This is a genomic window from Streptomyces avidinii, from assembly GCF_014650695.1.
Lineage (GTDB): Bacteria > Actinomycetota > Actinomycetes > Streptomycetales > Streptomycetaceae > Streptomyces > Streptomyces avidinii.
On record NZ_BMVL01000005.1, the window covers coordinates 563571 to 579474 of the forward strand.

General features: G+C 74.1%; 10 protein-coding genes and 1 pseudogene. 7 read left to right on the top strand and 4 right to left on the bottom strand.

Translation table 11 applies throughout. The features are described from left to right. Positions 1–12: 12 nt before the first annotated feature. From IE257_RS16300 to IE257_RS16310, 3 genes are read left to right on the top strand one after another with little or no spacing between them, the layout of a single operon-like run. Positions 13–822: an ATP-binding cassette domain-containing protein gene (locus IE257_RS16300; RefSeq protein WP_189969142.1), complete on the top strand. Its 810-nt coding sequence runs from the start codon at positions 13–15 to the stop codon at positions 820–822. Beyond that, positions 819–2201: a hypothetical protein gene (locus IE257_RS16305; RefSeq protein WP_189969144.1), complete on the top strand. Its 1383-nt coding sequence runs from the start codon at positions 819–821 to the stop codon at positions 2199–2201. The genes IE257_RS16300 and IE257_RS16305 overlap by 4 nt, the downstream gene beginning before the upstream one ends. Then, the gene (locus IE257_RS16310; RefSeq protein WP_189969146.1) at positions 2198–2773 is read left to right on the top strand and encodes a hypothetical protein; all 576 of its coding nucleotides are present in this window, start codon (positions 2198–2200) and stop codon (positions 2771–2773) included. Before IE257_RS16305 ends, IE257_RS16310 begins: the two co-directional genes overlap by 4 nt. Before the next feature lie 196 nt (positions 2774–2969). Here the strand turns inward: IE257_RS16310 and IE257_RS16315 are convergent, their stop codons facing one another. The 4 genes from IE257_RS16315 to IE257_RS16330 form a co-directional block, all read right to left on the bottom strand. Then, entirely contained in the window at positions 2970–3323 is a 354-nt protein-coding gene (locus IE257_RS16315) for a UBP-type zinc finger domain-containing protein (protein ID WP_189969148.1), read from the bottom strand. Continuing rightward, the gene (locus IE257_RS16320) at positions 3320–4828 is read right to left on the bottom strand and encodes an ATP-binding protein (RefSeq protein ID WP_229920400.1); all 1509 of its coding nucleotides are present in this window, start codon (positions 4826–4828) and stop codon (positions 3320–3322) included. The genes IE257_RS16315 and IE257_RS16320 overlap by 4 nt, the downstream gene beginning before the upstream one ends. Beyond that, entirely contained in the window at positions 4825–6501 is a 1677-nt protein-coding gene (locus IE257_RS16325) for an NAD(P)/FAD-dependent oxidoreductase (RefSeq protein WP_189969151.1), read from the bottom strand. The genes IE257_RS16320 and IE257_RS16325 overlap by 4 nt, the downstream gene beginning before the upstream one ends. Before the next feature lie 206 nt (positions 6502–6707). Further along, a complete protein-coding gene (locus tag IE257_RS16330; RefSeq protein ID WP_189969154.1) occupies positions 6708–7451 on the bottom strand; it encodes an ABC transporter ATP-binding protein in 744 nt (247 codons plus the stop codon). A 196-nt stretch (positions 7452–7647) separates the two neighbouring features. Here IE257_RS16330 and IE257_RS38935 point away from each other — a divergent pair, with 196 nt between their 5' ends. The 4 genes and pseudogenes from IE257_RS38935 to IE257_RS16350 all read left to right on the top strand — a co-directional run. Then, positions 7648–10920 carry an FtsX-like permease family protein gene (locus tag IE257_RS38935; RefSeq protein ID WP_189969157.1) on the top strand — a complete coding sequence of 1091 codons (3273 nt, stop codon included), beginning with the start codon at positions 7648–7650 and terminating at the stop codon, positions 10918–10920. Further along, positions 10917–13823 (top strand): hypothetical protein, encoded by a 2907-nt coding sequence (locus tag IE257_RS16340; RefSeq protein ID WP_189969159.1) that lies wholly within the window; start codon positions 10917–10919, stop codon positions 13821–13823. The genes IE257_RS38935 and IE257_RS16340 overlap by 4 nt, the downstream gene beginning before the upstream one ends. Further along, positions 13820–14776: an ABC transporter ATP-binding protein gene (locus tag IE257_RS16345; protein WP_189969161.1), complete on the top strand. Its 957-nt coding sequence runs from the start codon at positions 13820–13822 to the stop codon at positions 14774–14776. Before IE257_RS16340 ends, IE257_RS16345 begins: the two co-directional genes overlap by 4 nt. A 28-nt stretch (positions 14777–14804) precedes the next feature. Continuing rightward, positions 14805–15226: pseudogene (locus IE257_RS16350) on the top strand (IS5 family transposase); the annotation flags it as partial. Positions 15227–15904 lie beyond the last annotated feature (678 nt).

Sequence of the window (15904 nt, forward strand, 5' to 3'; positions counted from 1 at the left end):
ACAAGGAACCGCATGAAGCCGACAGTCAGCAGGGCCGACCTCGCACCCACGGCCTACGCCTGGCAGATCCGGGCGACCGGACTGAAGGTCAGGGCCGGCAGGAAGCGGATGGCCGTCGACGGGCTCGACCTGTCGCTGGGCACCGGAGTACACGGTCTGCTCGGTCCCAACGGCGCGGGCAAGACCACCCTGATTCGCGCCCTGGCCACCGTGCTGCGTCCCGCCGGGGGCGAGCTGGAACTGCTCGGCCAAGCTGTGGGCGCACTGGGCGAGCACCGTGCGCTGCGCCGCCGGATCGGCTACCTGCCGCAGGAGTTCGGCTACTACAAGCGCTTCACGGTACGGGAGTTCGTCGAGTACATGGCATGGCTGAAGGAGGTCCCCACGGCCGACATCCCCGGTGCGGTGCAGCGCGCCGTGGAGCGGGTCGGCCTGGCCGACCGGGCCGACGAGCGGATGAAGGCCCTCTCGGGAGGGATGGTGCGGCGGGCCGGCATCGCCCAGGCCATCGTCAACGACCCGGCGGTCCTGCTCCTGGACGAACCGACGGTCGGCCTGGACCCGGCACAACGCCTGCGCCTGCGCGAACTGCTCCAGGAACTCGGGACGGACACCTGTGTGGTGGTCTCCACCCACCTGGTGGAGGACGTCGCCGCGGCCTGCACCGATGTCGTGCTCTTCGCCGAGGGAAGGCTGGTCTTCCAGGGCACCCCGGGCGAGCTGGCCGCGGCGGGCGGCCCGGAACACGACGGCGACAGCCCGCTGGAACGCGGCTACTCGGCGCTGCTGGTCGACCCCGCGCGGACGAGGGGCGCCTGGTGAACCTCCGTATCCTGGGCATCGAGCTGAGGCGGTCCGTCGCCCCCTGGGCCGGCATCGTCGTTCTGGCGACCGCGCTCGCGTTCCTGTACCTCGTTCCCGGACCGTGGTGGAGGGGCACCGCGCTGTGGACGGCCCAGTGGACCTCCATGGCCCTCTGGACCCGGTACCCGCTGGTCTTCCTGTGGCCGCTCGCCGTGGGACTCGGGGCGCTCCAGGGCCTGCGCGACCACCGCTCGAAGATGTCCGAACTGCTGATCAGCACCCCGCGGCCGGCCCGGCACCGCGCCGCCGCCCTCGCGGGCACGACGGCCTTCGCCCTGGTGTCGTCCTTCGCACTCCTGGTCGTGCTGGGCGCGGTGCGGGTGCTCGCCGGCGACGCCACGTACACCCACCTCGGCTGGCTGCCCATCTCCCTGGTGGGGGCGCTCGCACTGACGGCGGGGGCCGTCCTCGGCATGGGGATCGCGCGAACGGTGCCCTCCGCCCTCACCCCGCCGGCCCTGGCCGTGGGCGCCTTCCTGCTCACCAGCCTCCTGCGGCAGACCTCGGACGCCGCGACGCCGACCTCCGCCGTACCGAACCGCCTCTCGCTGCTGTCACCGGCGGTGGCGGAGGCGCGCGAAACGCTCCTCACGCTCTCCGCCCCCGTGCACCTCGGCCAGACCATCTGGCTTCTCGGCATGGCCGTGACGGGCTTCGTGCTGCTGGCGGCCGCCACCCCGCGGGCCCGGCTGCTCGCCCTCACCCCCTTGCTGGCGGGCGCGGCCGTCGCCCTGCTCCAGTTCCCGGCCGACCCCCGCGCCACGTACGTGGTCGACCGGGAGGCGGCAACCCTCGTGTGCGAGGGCCCGGTGTGCGTGACGACGGCCCAGCGGGCGCGGATGGAGGACCTGGAGGCTCCCGGCGCGGAGGCACTGCGCCTGCTGCGCGAGACACTGGGGGACCGGGCGCCGGTCGGCCTCCGCGAGACCACCGTCCCGCGGGCGCTCGGCGATACGCCGGAACGGTCGCGCGCGTACGTGCTCGTCGACTTCGACGACGCGGCGATCGGCGACGCCGAGGGCGAGGAACTGACCCGGGCCCTGGTCGGCCAGGGCATCGCCCCGCTGTGCCGCCCCCGCAGCGACACCGAGAGCGGCACGCTGGAGGAGGCCGTCGCCCAGAGCATCGCGGCCGCCTGGGTCCTCGGGGAGCTCCGGCCGCTCGAAGGCACCATGCACGACCCGAGCGAGCAGGCCGCCGTCGCCGACCCCGTGTGGAAGCAGTTCATGGCGCTTCCCAGGGCGGAGCAGCGACAGGGGATCACCGCCCTGCACGCCGCCGCCGTCTCCTGCTCGGGCGACCCGCTCGGCGCGCTGACCGGCGGGGCGTCCCGGTGAGATGGCTGACGCTGTACGCCCGCTCGCGACGGGCCCCCGCATCGCTCGCCGCGGTGCTGATCAGCGCGGTGGCCGTAGGGGCACTCGCCCGGATCGGCGGAGGCGGGCCCGTGGATCCGCGGCTGTCCACGCTCGCCCTCGCCGCGGGCGCGACGGCGCTCGCGGTCGGACTCGGCGGGCAGGACCTCGCGTTGGACCGCACGGCCGCGATCCGCTGGGTGCCGCGCAGGGCGGTGCACGTACTGCTCTGCGGGATGCTGATCGGCGCGGTGCTGCTGGCGGTGCAGACGATGGAAGGGCAGCCGGCCTCCACCGCGCTCGTCGTGCGCAACAGCGCGGGGCTGATGGGGCTGGTCGCCCTGGGAGCGGCCTGGTGCGGCGGTCCGTACGCGTGGATCCCGCCGTTCGCGTCGCTGTCGCTGTCCTTCGTCGTCCCGCCCGCCCCGGACCCGGCGACGCAGGTGCTGACCTGGATGCTGCTCCCGCCCGGCACGACGGCCGGCGTCTGGACGGCCCTCGTCCTGGCCGTCGCGGGCACCACGGCCTACGCCGTCGCGGGCCCGAGGCGCTAGCGAGCACCGGCGGGCGGGTCCGGGCGGGGTGTGGTGCCTGCCACAGCCCGGCCCGGGAACCCGGCCGGCCGCGGCCCCGACTCCTGGTGCGGAGCGCATGCAGGCACATGCTCGGAAGGGACCAGCGGATGAACCGCAGGAACGTGCTCCGTGCCCCGGTCGTGGTGGGCGGGGTAGCGGTACCGGTAGTCGCAGGTCAGCGGTGCAGGCGCCGGGTCCAGTCCTCGGGGACCCGGTCGGCCGGGCCGGGGGTCGGCTGGTCCGCCGGGCGGTCGCTGGGCGGGGTCAGCCGGGGTCCGGAGTCGTACAGGGCGTCGGTGTCGTAGTTCCAGAACCACTCCTCGCCCGGCTCGAAGCTCTGCACCAGCGGGTGGCCGGTGGACTTCCAGTGTGCGGTGGCGTGCTGGGCGGGGGAGGAGTCGCAGCAGCCGATGTGGCCGCACTGGGCGCAGCGCCGCAGGTGGAACCACCAGCCGCCGAGCTCGTCGCACTCGACGCAGCCGGTTCCGGTGGGCGGGGTGCTCGGGTCGATACCGTTCATGTCGGTCATGCGGGCTCCTCGGCGGTAGCGGTCGCGGCAATCTCGGATGCGGCGGTCTCGGTTGCGGCGGTCTCGTTCGCGGGGTCCGGGGCGGTCAGCGGCAGCAGCACCTGGAAGCGGGTGTCGCCCGGGGCGGACTCGACCTGGAGGCTGCCGTGGTGCTTGTTGACGATGATCCGCCAGGAGATGTCGAGGCCGAGTCCGGTGCCCTCGCCGACCGGCTTGGTGGTGAAGAAGGGGTCGAAGATGCGGCTGCGGATGTCCGCCGGGATGCCGGGTCCGGTGTCGCGGAACTCCACCATCAGACGGTCGCCCTCGCGCGCCGTGCGGACGGTCAGCGTGCCCTCGCCGCCCGTGCTCCCGATGGCGAAGACCGCGTTGTCGACGAGGTTGGTCCATACCTGGTTGAGCTCCGCGGGGTAGGCGGGCACGTCGGGCAGGGAGCGGTCGTAGTCCTTGACCACCCGCACCCGGGAGCCGATCTTGCCGGACAGCATCAGCAGAGTGCTGTCGAGGAGTTCGTGGACGTCGACGACCCGGTACGGGGCGCGGTCGAGCTGCGAGTACTGCTTGGCCGCGTCCACGAGGTGGGAGATGCGGGTGGTGGAATCGTCGATCTCATCCATCAACAGCTCGGTCTCGACCGTGTAGTTGAGCCAGCCGATGGCCGACGGCAGGATCTCCTCCGCCACGGCCGCCGCGACCTGGTCCAGCCAGTCCGTGTCCAGTCCGGCCTGCACGAAGACCGGCGCGATCCGCCAGCCCTCCGCGATGTCGTGGTCGTCGAGCCAGTCGGCGAGCTCGTCCTCCCGGTCGGAGGCCTCCAGGGGGCTGAGCGCCGTCGCCTTCGCGACGCGTTCGACGGTGCGCTCCTGCATCTCGATGAGGTCGGCGATCACCTCGCGCGAGTACTGGCCCTGCGAGATGTGGGCCAGCTTGTGCCGCATCTTGCCGACCCGTTCCCGCAGCGTCGCCGTGGCCCGGACGGCCGCGGCCGCCGGGTTGTTGAGCTCGTGGGTGAGACCGGCGGACAGCGATCCGAGCGCCAGCAGCCGCTCACGCTGCCCGATCGCCCGCTGGGTGTTCTTGGAGCCGAAGAACAGCCCTTCCAGCAGGTGCGCCGCCATCGGGAACCACTCCTGCATGATGTCCGCGAACGACTGCGCGGGCAGCACGAAGAACCGCGTCGGTTCGGTGACCCGCATCGAGTTGGTGTACGTCTGCGGCACCTGGTCGCCCAGGTACGCCTGCATGGCCCCCGCGTACACACCGCGCTGCGAGGTGCGGCTCACCTCGACGTCGTCGCCGCCGACCCGGCGGAACAGCACGACGGTGCCCTCGATCATCACGTAGAAGCAGGTGGCCGGGGAGCCCTCGGTGTACACGGGGCCGGCTTCGAACCGCTCCACCCGCCCCTCGGCGCACAACCGTCCGAGCTGCTCCGGGGTGAGCTTCTCGAACAGGAACAGCGAGCCGATCTCCTGCGGGCTGCACGGCATGACCTGTCCGCTCATGACTGCTCCAGATACCGGTGGACGAGCATCACGGCCATGGCCCCCTCGCCGACGGCGGACGCGACGCGCTTCGCGGACTGGGCGCGCGCGTCGCCCGCCACGAACACGCCGGGAATGTTGGTCTCCAGGTGGTAGGGCGGCCGGTCCAGCTCCCACTCGGCCGGCGGCCGACCGTCCGGGGTGAGGTCCGGTCCGGCCAGGATGAACCCGTGCTGGTCGCGCAGCACCGTACCGTCCAGCCAGTCGGTCAGCGGGGCGGCGCCGATGAACACGAACATCCACTGCGCGTCGACGAGTTCGGTGGCACCGCTGTCCACGTCCCGCAGCGTCAGCTGCTCCAGGTGGCCGTCGCCGTGCGCGGCCTCGACGACCGTCCGGGTGCGCACCGTGATGTTCGGCATCTCCTGGATCTGCTGGATCAGGTAGTACGACATCGACGCCGCCAGGGACTCCCCGCGCACCAGCAGCGTCACCGACTTGGCGCCCCGCGCCAGGTACATCGCCGCCTGCCCGGCCGAGTTGGCGCCGCCCACGATGTACACGTCCTGGCCCTGGCAGGAGGTCGCCTCGGTGAGGGAGGAGCCGTAGTACACCCCGCAGCCGGTCAGCTGGTCGCAGCCCGGCGCGTGGAGCTGCCGGTACGACACGCCGGTCGCCAGGATGACGCTGTGGGCGGCGATGGCCGAGCCGTCCGAGAAGTGGACGACGCGGGCCGCTCCGTTGACCTCCAGCCCCGTGACCTCGCGCGCCGTGAGGATCTCGGCGCCGAACCGGCCGGCCTGGCGGCGGGCGCGGTCCGTGAGCTGGGCGCCCGACACGCCGTCCGGGAAGCCGAGGTAGTTCTCGATGCGGGAGCTCTGGCCGGCCTGACCGCCGGTCGCCGACCGCTCGACCAGTACGGTACGCAGCCCCTCCGAGGCCCCGTACACCGCCGAGCCGAGGCCGGCCGGGCCGCCGCCGATGACCACGAGGTCGTAGAACTCGGCCGTCGGCGTCGTCGCGAGCCCCACGTGGGCTGCCAGCTCGGGCGCCTCCGGCTCGATCAGCGCGGTGCCCTCCGGCGTGATCACCAGGGGCAGCCGCTGCCCGTCCGCCCCGGCCGCCTCCAGCAGGCGCTGCCCCTCCGGCTCGTCGGAGGAGTACCAGCGGTACGGCACCTGGTTGCGGGCCAGGAACTCCCGTACGTCCGAGGAGCGCGCCGACCAGCGGTGCCCGACCACCTTGGTCGCGGGTACCGGCCGGTAGTCGCTGGTGCGCCAGGCCGTGAGCAGGTCGTCCAGGACCGGGTAGAGCTTCTCCTCCGGCGGGTCCCAGGGCTTGAGCAGGTAGTGGTCGAGGTCGACGACGTTGATGGCGTCGATGGCCGCGTTGGTATCGGCGTAGGCGGTCAGCAGCACGCGCCGCGCACCCGGGTACACCTGGAGGGCCTGTTCGAGGAACTCGATGCCGTTCATCTGCGGCATGCGGTAGTCGGCCAGGATCACGGCCACCAGGTCGCCCCGCAGCTTCAGCTCGCGCAACGCCTCCATCGCGGAGTCGCCGGACTCGGCGCGCACGATCCGGTACTCGGCGCCGTAGCGGCGCCGCAGGTCACGGGCGATGGCCCGGGAGACTCCCGGATCGTCGTCCACGGTCAGGATGACGGTCCGCGCTGCGTCGGCGGCCTGTGCCATACGTCGTCTCCACCCCGAGTGCTCTGGGCAGGCGGCACGGCGAGCCGCCCGCGCCGGTTCCCGCCCATCGTATGGTCGATCCTGCGGGACCGCTCCGGGACGCCGCGGCCGGTGCGCTCCCGGTACACACCCGGTCGCTCCTGGTCAGCAGCCTGCGGCGGCCCGCTCCGGGCTGCGCGGACGCCGGGGCGTGCCCGGCCACCGGCTCACGCGCCGGTGTCGACGATGCGGCCGTCGCGCAGCTCCACGACCCGGTCGGCGAGTTCGATCAGGTTCGGGTCGTGGGTGGCGACCAGGATGGTGACCGACTCGCTGCGCACCACGGCGCGCAGCAGCTCCATGACCGAGCGGCCGGTCTCCGAGTCCAGCTGGCCCGTGGGTTCGTCGGCGATGATCAGGTCGGGGTCGTTGGCCAGGGCGCGCGCCACCGCGACGCGCTGCTGCTGGCCGCCGGAGAGTTCGCCGGGGCGTTGCTCGGCGTGGTCCGCGAGCCCGACCAGGGCGAGCAGGGTCCGGGCCCGCTCCTCGCGGATCCTGGCGGGGACGCGGCGCAGCCGCATCGGCACGCCCACGTTCTCGGCGGCGGTGAGCACGGGTATCAGGCCGAAGGACTGGAAGACGAAGCCGATGCGGTCGCGGCGCAGGGCGAGCAGGCCCGGCTCGTCGAGGTCCGCCAGGTCGGTGCCGTCGAGGGTGATCCGGCCGCCGGTCGGGGTGTCGAGGCCGCCGACGAGGTTCAGCAGGGTGGTCTTTCCGGAGCCCGACCGGCCCCTGAGGGCAGTGAGTTCGCCGCGGCGGACCTCGAACGAGACGCCGCGCAGGGCGTGCACGGCCTGCGGCCCGCTGCCGAAACTGTGGTGCACGTCGTCCACCACCACGATCGGCGAGCCGTCGCCCTCCCGCACCGCCGTCGCGACCGTGGCCGGTTCCTGTTCCTGGTGGTCCCTCATCGCGTCTGTTCCCCCGTCGCGTTGTCCGTGTGGGGCGCCCGGCCCCTCGTCCCGCACACCCTGCCGTTGCAGCTTTCTGATCGCATTTGCGCATCTGCCGCACCAATCACGCAAGCCCCTTCCCTCGATCGACCATTTCTGAAAGCATCGTCCGCTATCCGGTACCGAGGGTCCGGACGGGGGAGGAATTCAAGACGTGCTCGGCTTCGTCGTGCGCCGACTGCGCGGGCGATGGCCGCTCGCGGTCGCCGTACTGCTCACCGTACTGATCACAGCGACCACGCTGACCGCCCTGACGGCGTTCACCCGAGGGGTGGGCGAGGAGGGGCTGCGCAGGGCCCTCACCGGCGCCGAACAGCCCCGGACCACCGTCGTGATCACCAGCGGCCGTCCCGCATCCTCCCGCGCCGAGGACGACAGGTCCGTACGGACCTTCGCGGACGAGGTGTTCGGACGGTTGCCGGTGGCCGCCGAGAGCGTGGCCCGCAGCCGGTCCTACGGGCTCCCCGGCGCCGCCGGCTCCGGCCGCGACGCCGACCTGACGGTGCTCGCCGCCCTGGGCCGGGACCACGTAGAACTGCTCGCCGGCCAGTGGCCCGGTCCGGTCGCCGCACCCACCGGTGCCGCCGCCCCCGCGGCCCCGACCCAGGTGGCCGTGCCGCGCGCGGCGCTGGCCCGGCTCGGCCTCGCAGAATCCGCACTGCCCGCTCCGGTCCGCCTCGACGACCGGTTCGGCGGGCCGCCGTTGACCGTGCTGGTCACCGGCGTGTACCGGGCCGCCGACCCCGACGCCGCGTACTGGCGGCTCGACCCGCTCGGCGGCCGCGAGGTCCAGGCCGACACCTTCGCCATCTACGGCCCGCTCCTGGTGGACGACAGCGCCTTCACCACGGGCGGCCTCCTGCAGAACCACCGCCTCACGCTGCTGACCCCGGACCTGCGCACGGTCAGCGGCTCCGAGGCCGAAGCCGTCCGCGCCGCGACCGAACCCGCCGGCGCCGCCCTCGAACACGCGAGCTCCCTGCGGACCGCCACCGAACTGCCGAAACTGCTGGCCGAGCTGCGGGCCGGCACGGTCGTCGCCCGCTCCACCCTCCTGATGGGCGCGCTCCAACTCGCCGTCCTGTCCACCGCCGCCCTGCTGCTCGTCGCCCACATCCTGACCGTCCGGCAGGAACCGGAGCGGGTGCTTCTCACCGCGCGCGGAGCCTCCCGCCGCCGTCTCGGCGCGCTGACCGCGGCCGAGTCACTGCTGCTCGCCCTGCCCGCAGCCGTCCTGGCCCCGCTGCTCACACCGCCCCTGCTCCGGCTGTTCGGCCGGTTCGGCCCGCTCGGGCGGGTACACCTGGAGATACCGGACACCTGGCTGGTCTGGCCGGTCGCCGCCGGCTGCGCCCTGGCCTGCGTCCTGCTGACCACGCTGCCCTCCGTCCTGCGCGGTGCCTCCGCCGCCGTACTGCGCCGCGTGGGCAGCCGGCAGGCCCTGGTGACCGGCGCCGCCCGGTCCGGCGTCGACCTGGCCGTCGTCGTCCTCGCCGTCCTCGGCTACCAGCAGCTGGCGCAGTACGGCGGTACGGACGCCCCCGCCCCCGACTCCTCCGGGCTCGGCATCGACCCGGTCCTGGTGGCCGCCCCGGCGCTGGCCCTCTGCGCGGGCACCCTGCTCGTCCTGCGGCTGCTGCCGTTCGCCGCGCGCGCCGGAGGACGGCTGGCGGCGCGTGGTCGGAGCCTGGCGCCGGCCCTGTTCGGCTGGCAGCTCGCCCGACGACCCGGCCGGGCCACCGGGCCCGTGCTGCTGCTCGTACTCGCCGTCTCCAGCGGGATCCTGGCCCTCGGCCAGCACGCCGCCTGGTCCGCCTCCCAGCGCGACCAGGCCGACTTCGCGACCGCGGGCGGCCTGCGGATCTCCGGCAGCAGCATGTCCCCGATGGGGCAGGGCGGCCGCTACGCCGCCCTGCCCGGCGGCGACCGCCTCGTCCCGGTGGTCCGCCGCGAGCAGAAGCTGCCCGACGGCCACCCCGCCGACATCGTCGCGCTGGACGCCGCCAAGGTGGGCGAACGGGTCCCGCTGCGCGCGGACCTGCGCGACGGGCGCACGATGCGCGAGCTCTTCGCACCGCTCGCCGCAGGAACGGACCCGGCCCCCGCCGGCCCCGGCATCGCCCTGCCCGGCTCTCCGCGCCGCATCGACCTCGCCGTGTCCGTACGGTCCTCCGGCATCAGCTGGGCGGCCGTGAGCCTGCTGCTGCGCGACCGCTTCGGAGCCACCTACGGAACGGCCTCGGTCACCCTGCCCGCAGGCGGCGACGCCACCCTGCCCTTCCTCCTGGACGCGCTGACCGGCGCCCCGGTCGGATCCGCCGCCACCCCGCTGACCCTGGCGGGGATACGCCTCTCGTACGCCGGGGACGGCGACCATCCGGGCGACGGCAGCCAACTGACCGTGCGCGGGATCGCCGTCTCCGACACCGCCGAGGGGGCCGCCGCGAGCGTCCCCGCACCCGCGGCCACCGGCGGCTGGCGCTCCTCGCCCCTGCAGGGAGCGGGCTCCCCGCGCGCCCCCGAGCCGACCCCGGTCCCGGACGGTTCCACCGAGCTGGTGCGGCTGCGCTACTGGGGCGGCTTCGGCACCCTGCAGGGCGTGAACACCGTGCTGTTCCCGGCGCCGGCCGCACCGCCCGCCCAGGCCGTCCCGGCCGTCGCCACCACCCGCTACCTGCGGTCCCTGGGCGCCTCCGTGGGCGATACGGTCCCCGTCACGCTGGACGGCGCCAGCGTCCCGATGCGGATCACCGCCTCCGTGGACTCCCTCCCCGTGGCAGGCCGGTCGGCGCTCGCGGTCGACCTGCACGTACTCGGCCGGTTCCTGCTGGAGTCCACCGGCCGGCAGCCCGCCTCGCCCACCGAATGGTGGCTGCCCGCAGCCTCGGCCGCCGATCCGGTACCGGCCCGCGCGGCCGCCGAGTTGCGCGCAGGCGCCCGCATCGAGCGCGTCCAACTGCGGGAGGAGATCACCGAGCGGCTGCTCGACGACCCGCTGAGCGCCGGCCCGCAGAGCGCGCTGGCCGCCCTCGCCGCCGCCTGCGCGGTCCTGGCGGCCATCGGCTTCGCGACCTCCACCGCTGCCGAACGGCGGGTGCGCGGCCGGGAGTTCTCGGTCCTGCTCGCCCTCGGCACCCCGCGCCGCTCGCTCGCCCTGGCGTCCGCCGCCGAGGGCGGGGTGCTGATCGCCATCGGGACCGCGGTCGGGACCGGGCTGGGGATCGCCCTCATCCACCTGATGGCGCCCCTGGTCGTGCTCACACCCGCCGCGGGGCGGCCCTTCCCGCCCGTACATGTGGACATGCCGTTCTGGCAGACCGTACTGACGGTCGCCGCCATCGCAGCCGTTCCCCTGCTGCCGGCCGCGCTCAGCGGCCCCCGGGGCCGCGACATCGCCGCCCGGCTGCGTCCCGTGGAGGAGATGTGACCACCCCGCCGTCCGCCACCCCGCCGTCCGCCACCCCGCCGTCGTCGAGCGCCGCGACGTCGTCGGCCGCCGCACCGCGGCCCGCGCCCTGGGTCCGGACCCGGCTTCGGGCGGCGCCGCTGGGCACCTTGCTCGGCGCCGCGCTGGCCTTCGCGGCCGTGCTGCTGGCCGCCGCGCTGCCGCGGGCCCAGGACCGGGGCGCCGATCAGGCCCTGCGGTCCTTCCTGGAGCACAGCGGATCGACGAAGACCAGCCTGCAGGTGACCGCGCCCGCCCCGGAGACCGGGCAGAGCGCCCAGGCCCTGGACGCCACGCTGGAGAAACTCCTCGCCCCCACGGGGTCCACCTTCCGCGTGGACCCCGACGAGACGGTCCACGGCACGCGCACCACCAAGCGGCAGCCGCTGCTGAACCCGGAACTGTCCCGCCCGTCCGGGAACCCGCCCGCGATGAACCTCCTGCACGTCCGCCAGGCGGAGTCGCACGTCAAGCTGGCGGAGGGCCGCTGGCCGAGCAGCACACCCACCGCCCCGCCCCAGGGCGCCCCCGGGGAGATGGCGCCCCTGCAGGTCGTCCTGTCGCAGAAGGCAGCCGCGACCCTCGGCGCCCGCGTCGGATCCGTCCTGAAGAGCGCCACCCGCGTCGACGGCACTCCCTCCGTCGAGGTCGTCGGCCTCTTCGCGGTCCTCGACGAGACCGACGACTTCTGGGTGGACAACCTGGGATGCCTCGCCCGCGCCTGCGAGCACTACGACGGGGAGAACCTCTCCTGGCACGCCGACGCCCTGGTCGGGACCGGGGACCTCGACCGGATGGCCACCTGGAGCCGCACCGCCGAGGACTTCTGGCGGCTGCCGGTGGACGTCGGCCGGCTGCGGGCCGACCGGCTCGACGCCACGCGGGAGGAGGTGGCCTCGTACATCGCCGGGCCCACCGCCGCCGCCCTCGCCCGGGAGACCGGCCGCGCCCGGCTGCACACCACCTCGTGGCTGCCCGAGCTGTTCGAACAGGCCCGCGTCCGCACCCAGGCCGCCGCGCCGCTCGCCGCGATCGGACCCGCCGGGGTCGGCGGCGTCGCCTTCGTCGTCCTGTGCCTGGCCGGCGCACTCGCCGCCGACCGCCGTGACGCCGAACTGCGGCTGCTGCTGGCCCGCGGCGGCTCGCGCGCCGCCATCGTCGGCCGGCTCCTCGGCGAGGGCGCCGTCACCGTGCTCCCGGCGGCCGCGGCCGCGGCCGCACTGGCCGTCCTGCTGCTGCCCACACCCCGGCTCGCACCCGCCCTGCTCTCGGCCGCGGCCGTCGCCCTGCTCGCCCTGCTCGCCTTTCCCGTGCGGGCGGCCGTACTGCTGTCACCGGCCCGCCCGGCCGGGCGGTGGCGCAGGCCCGTCGCCGAACTGCTCGTCCTCGTCGCCACCGCCGCCGCCGTACTGGAAGTCCGCCGCCGCGGGGTGGCCCCACCCGGCAGCGACCTCGACCCGCTGCTGATCGCGGCTCCGCTGCTGCTCGCCCTGTGCGGCGGGCTGCTGCTGGCCCGGCTCCAGCCGGTGGTGACCGGCTGGCTCGCCCGGGCGGCCGGCCGCCGCTCCGGACTGGTCGGCTTCCTGGGACTCGCCCGGGCCGCCCGCGGCCCGGCGTCCACCGGCACCGGGGCCCGCGGCCGCACCGGCCCCTCCGTCCTGCCGATGGTCGCGCTGCTCCTCGCCATCACCACCGGGGGATTCGGCGCCGCCGTCCTGGAGTCGGTGGACTCCTCCCGGCTGGGAGTGGCCCGGCTGAACGTCGGGGGCGACGCGGCGATCTCCGCCTACGGGAAGTCCCCGCTCCCGCAGGGGCTGGCCAAGGCCGCGGGCGAGCTGCCGGGCGTACGGACCTCCGTACCACTGTGGATCGACCACGACTCGTCGGTCCTCGGTACCACCCAGCGTTCCAGCCAGGTCACCGTCGTCGTCGCCGAACCGGCGGCGTACGCGGAGCTGTCCCGGGTCCTCGGCTGCGGTTCCTTCGACCCCGCCCTGCTGGCCACGCCTGGCACACAGCCCGCCGACGCCCCGGTGCCCGCCCTGTTCAGCGCGGGCCTGGCCGGGCAGGCCGCGCAGGGCGGCACGTACACGGTGCTGCCCGGCGAGGGCGGCCAGCTACGGGCACGGGTCGTGGGCGTGATCGAATGCACCCCGGCCCGTCCGGCCCGGGACGCCGCGACCGTGGTCCTGCCGGCGGGCGCCGCGACGACGGCCCTCATGGGCGGCGCCGACCACCCCAACCGGTGGTTCGGCCTCGGCCCCGTCGACGGGGACCGGCTGCGCGCGCTGGTCCGGTCCAGGCTCCCCGCGCCGTCCGCGACTCCCTCCCCGGCCCCGGCGCCGATCCCGGGTTCCGGTTCCGCCGCGGGCCCGGCCCCGGTCCCGGCCGACGAGGTGTACCCCGTCAGCACCAGCGCCGAGGCCGTCACCGAGCTCGGAGCCGATCCGCTCCAGCGCTCGGCACAACGCCTCTTCTGGGCCGCCGTGGCCGGGGCGGCGGGCTTCGCTCTGCTGGCCGTACTCCTGACGCTGATGCGGACCGTGCCGGAACGCGCGGCGCTGCTGGCCCGGCTGCGCACCATGGGGCTGCGCCGCAGGCAGGGCGTCGCGCTGATCCTCGCCGAAACCCTGCCGCAGACCCTGGCCGCGACGCTGGGCGGAGCCCTGGTGGCGGCGGCCGCGGTGGCCCTGCTGGGCCCCGCGATGGACCTGTCCACGCTGGTCGGCGCGCAGGTGCCGAACGGAGTACGGCTCACGGCGGGGCCCGTACTGACCCAGGCCCTGGGCCTGGCCGCCCTAGTCGCCGCGGCCGTGTTCGTCGAGGCGGCGACATCCGGGCGACGGCAGATCACCACCGAGTTGAGAGCGGGAGACCAGCGTTGAACACCGACCAGCCGACGTACGAGGAGCTCCGCCGCCGGGCGACGGCGGCCGCGGAGCCCCGCACCCCGGCGGCGGACGCCGCGATCGCCTGCGACCGCCTGGTCCGCATCTTCAGCCAGGACGGCATCGAGGTGCAGGCCCTCCAGGGGCTGGAGCTGACGGTCGACCAGGGCGACCTGATGGCCCTCGTCGGCGCCTCCGGCAGCGGCAAGTCCACCCTGCTGAACATCCTGGCGGGCCTGGACGTCCCGACGGCGGGCAGCGCCGCGGTCGCCGGCTACGACCTGCTGGAACTGTCGGCGCGGGACCGGCTCCGCTACCGGCGCGAGGCGGTCGGCTTCGTCTTCCAGCAGACGGCCCGCAACCTGCTGCCCTTCCTGACGGCCGCCCAGAACGTCGCCCTGCCGATGCAGTTGAAGGGCGACAGCCCCCGCCGCGGCGCGGGCGCCCGCCGGGCCGCCCGGGTCGCGGAGATCCTGGAGGCCCTCGGGATAGGCGACCTGGCGCACCGGCGCCCGGCGGAACTGTCCGGCGGCCAGCAGCAGCGCGTCGCGATCGCCGTGGCGATGGCGAACGACCCCAAGGTGCTGCTCGCCGACGAACCCACCGGCGAACTGGACTCGGAGACGGCCGGGGCGGTCTTCGAGACCTTCCGCACGGTGAACAAGGAACTCGGCGTGACCGTGGTCATCGTGACGCACGACCCGATGGTGGCGGGCGAGGTCCGCCGCACCGTCGCGATCCGCGACGGCCGCACCAGCAGCGAGGTCCTGCGCCGGCTCGTCACCGACGAGCACGGCGAGGAATCGATCAGCGAACGCGAGTACGTCGTCCTGGACCGCTCGGGGCGCGTCCAGCTCCCGCCGAAGTTCCTGGAGGCGCTGGGCATGGAGCACCGCGTGGCGGTGGACCTGGCCCCCGACCACATCGAACTGCGCCCGGACCGGAGCTAGGTTCTGTCGTCAAAGTGATCATGGAGTGGTGGTACGCCGCCATGAACCGTCCGACGCTGAGTGGGAACTCGTGCAGCCGTTGCTGCCCCGGCCTGCGCCGGGGCGACCACGGCTGGACGACCGGACAGTCCTCAACGGGATCGTGTGGAAGTTCCGGACCGGGGTGGCGTGGCGGGACGGGCTGAGCGATACGGGCCGTGGGCCAGCCTCCATACCCGTTTCCGCAGGTGGGCAGCGGACGGGGCTTTTTGACCGGATGCTCCGGGCCGCGCAGGCGCGGGCGGATGCCGCGGGAGACATTGAGTGGCTGGTGTCGGTCGACTCCACCGTCGTCCGCGCCCACCAGCACGCGGCCGGAGTCCGAAAAGGGGGCTCCGCAACCCGGCGCTCGGACGGTCCCGCGGCGGTCTGACCAGCAAGATCCACTTGGCGTGCGACGGAGCTGGCCGAGCCGTCGATGGCGCGCATCCGTGGCCGGTTGATGGCACCCGGCGCCCGCCCGACACCACCGGTCCGTGCCCGGTGCCATGGTTCGTCTCGACGTTCTTCTGGTACCGCTTGGTCACGGTGGTCCCCTATCAACGGGTTGTCCGGGAAGACACCGAGGCGTACGCAGGGCAGGTTTCAGGTAGGGGACCACCACCTCAACCTCTACGAGTCCCAGGACCACCTCAAGACTGCCTCCATAGAGGTTTGATCACCTTGGATGTGGCCGCTTCCCCTGTTGCTGCTGTGGCGTGGTGGACCGGCCTGCCTTTTACTTGTAGACATACAGAGAGTGGCCAGCGCTAGGCCTGGGCACCAGAGGGCGCATCCGATAGGCCAACCCGAGCGCCCACTCACCCCACGGGTGTTCCGATCCCGCACCTCATCTATCAGATGCGTCAGCTCCGCGAGCACGTCGGCCCTTCCGGCTACCACCAGATGGCCCAGGTCGCGCATTACCGCGGAAGGTGAGCTTATGCTCAAGCTTCGAACATGGGGCACGGCCGTGCTCGTGCTATTGGCAGTCTCCCTGGCCCCCGTTTCAGGCCGTACGCTGGCCGCTACTTCAGACGCGAACCTGTCCACGGCGGTCTATCTGTCTGATGGCTCTCGGTTCCCGGGGTGGTCGCAGTGGAGCGACCG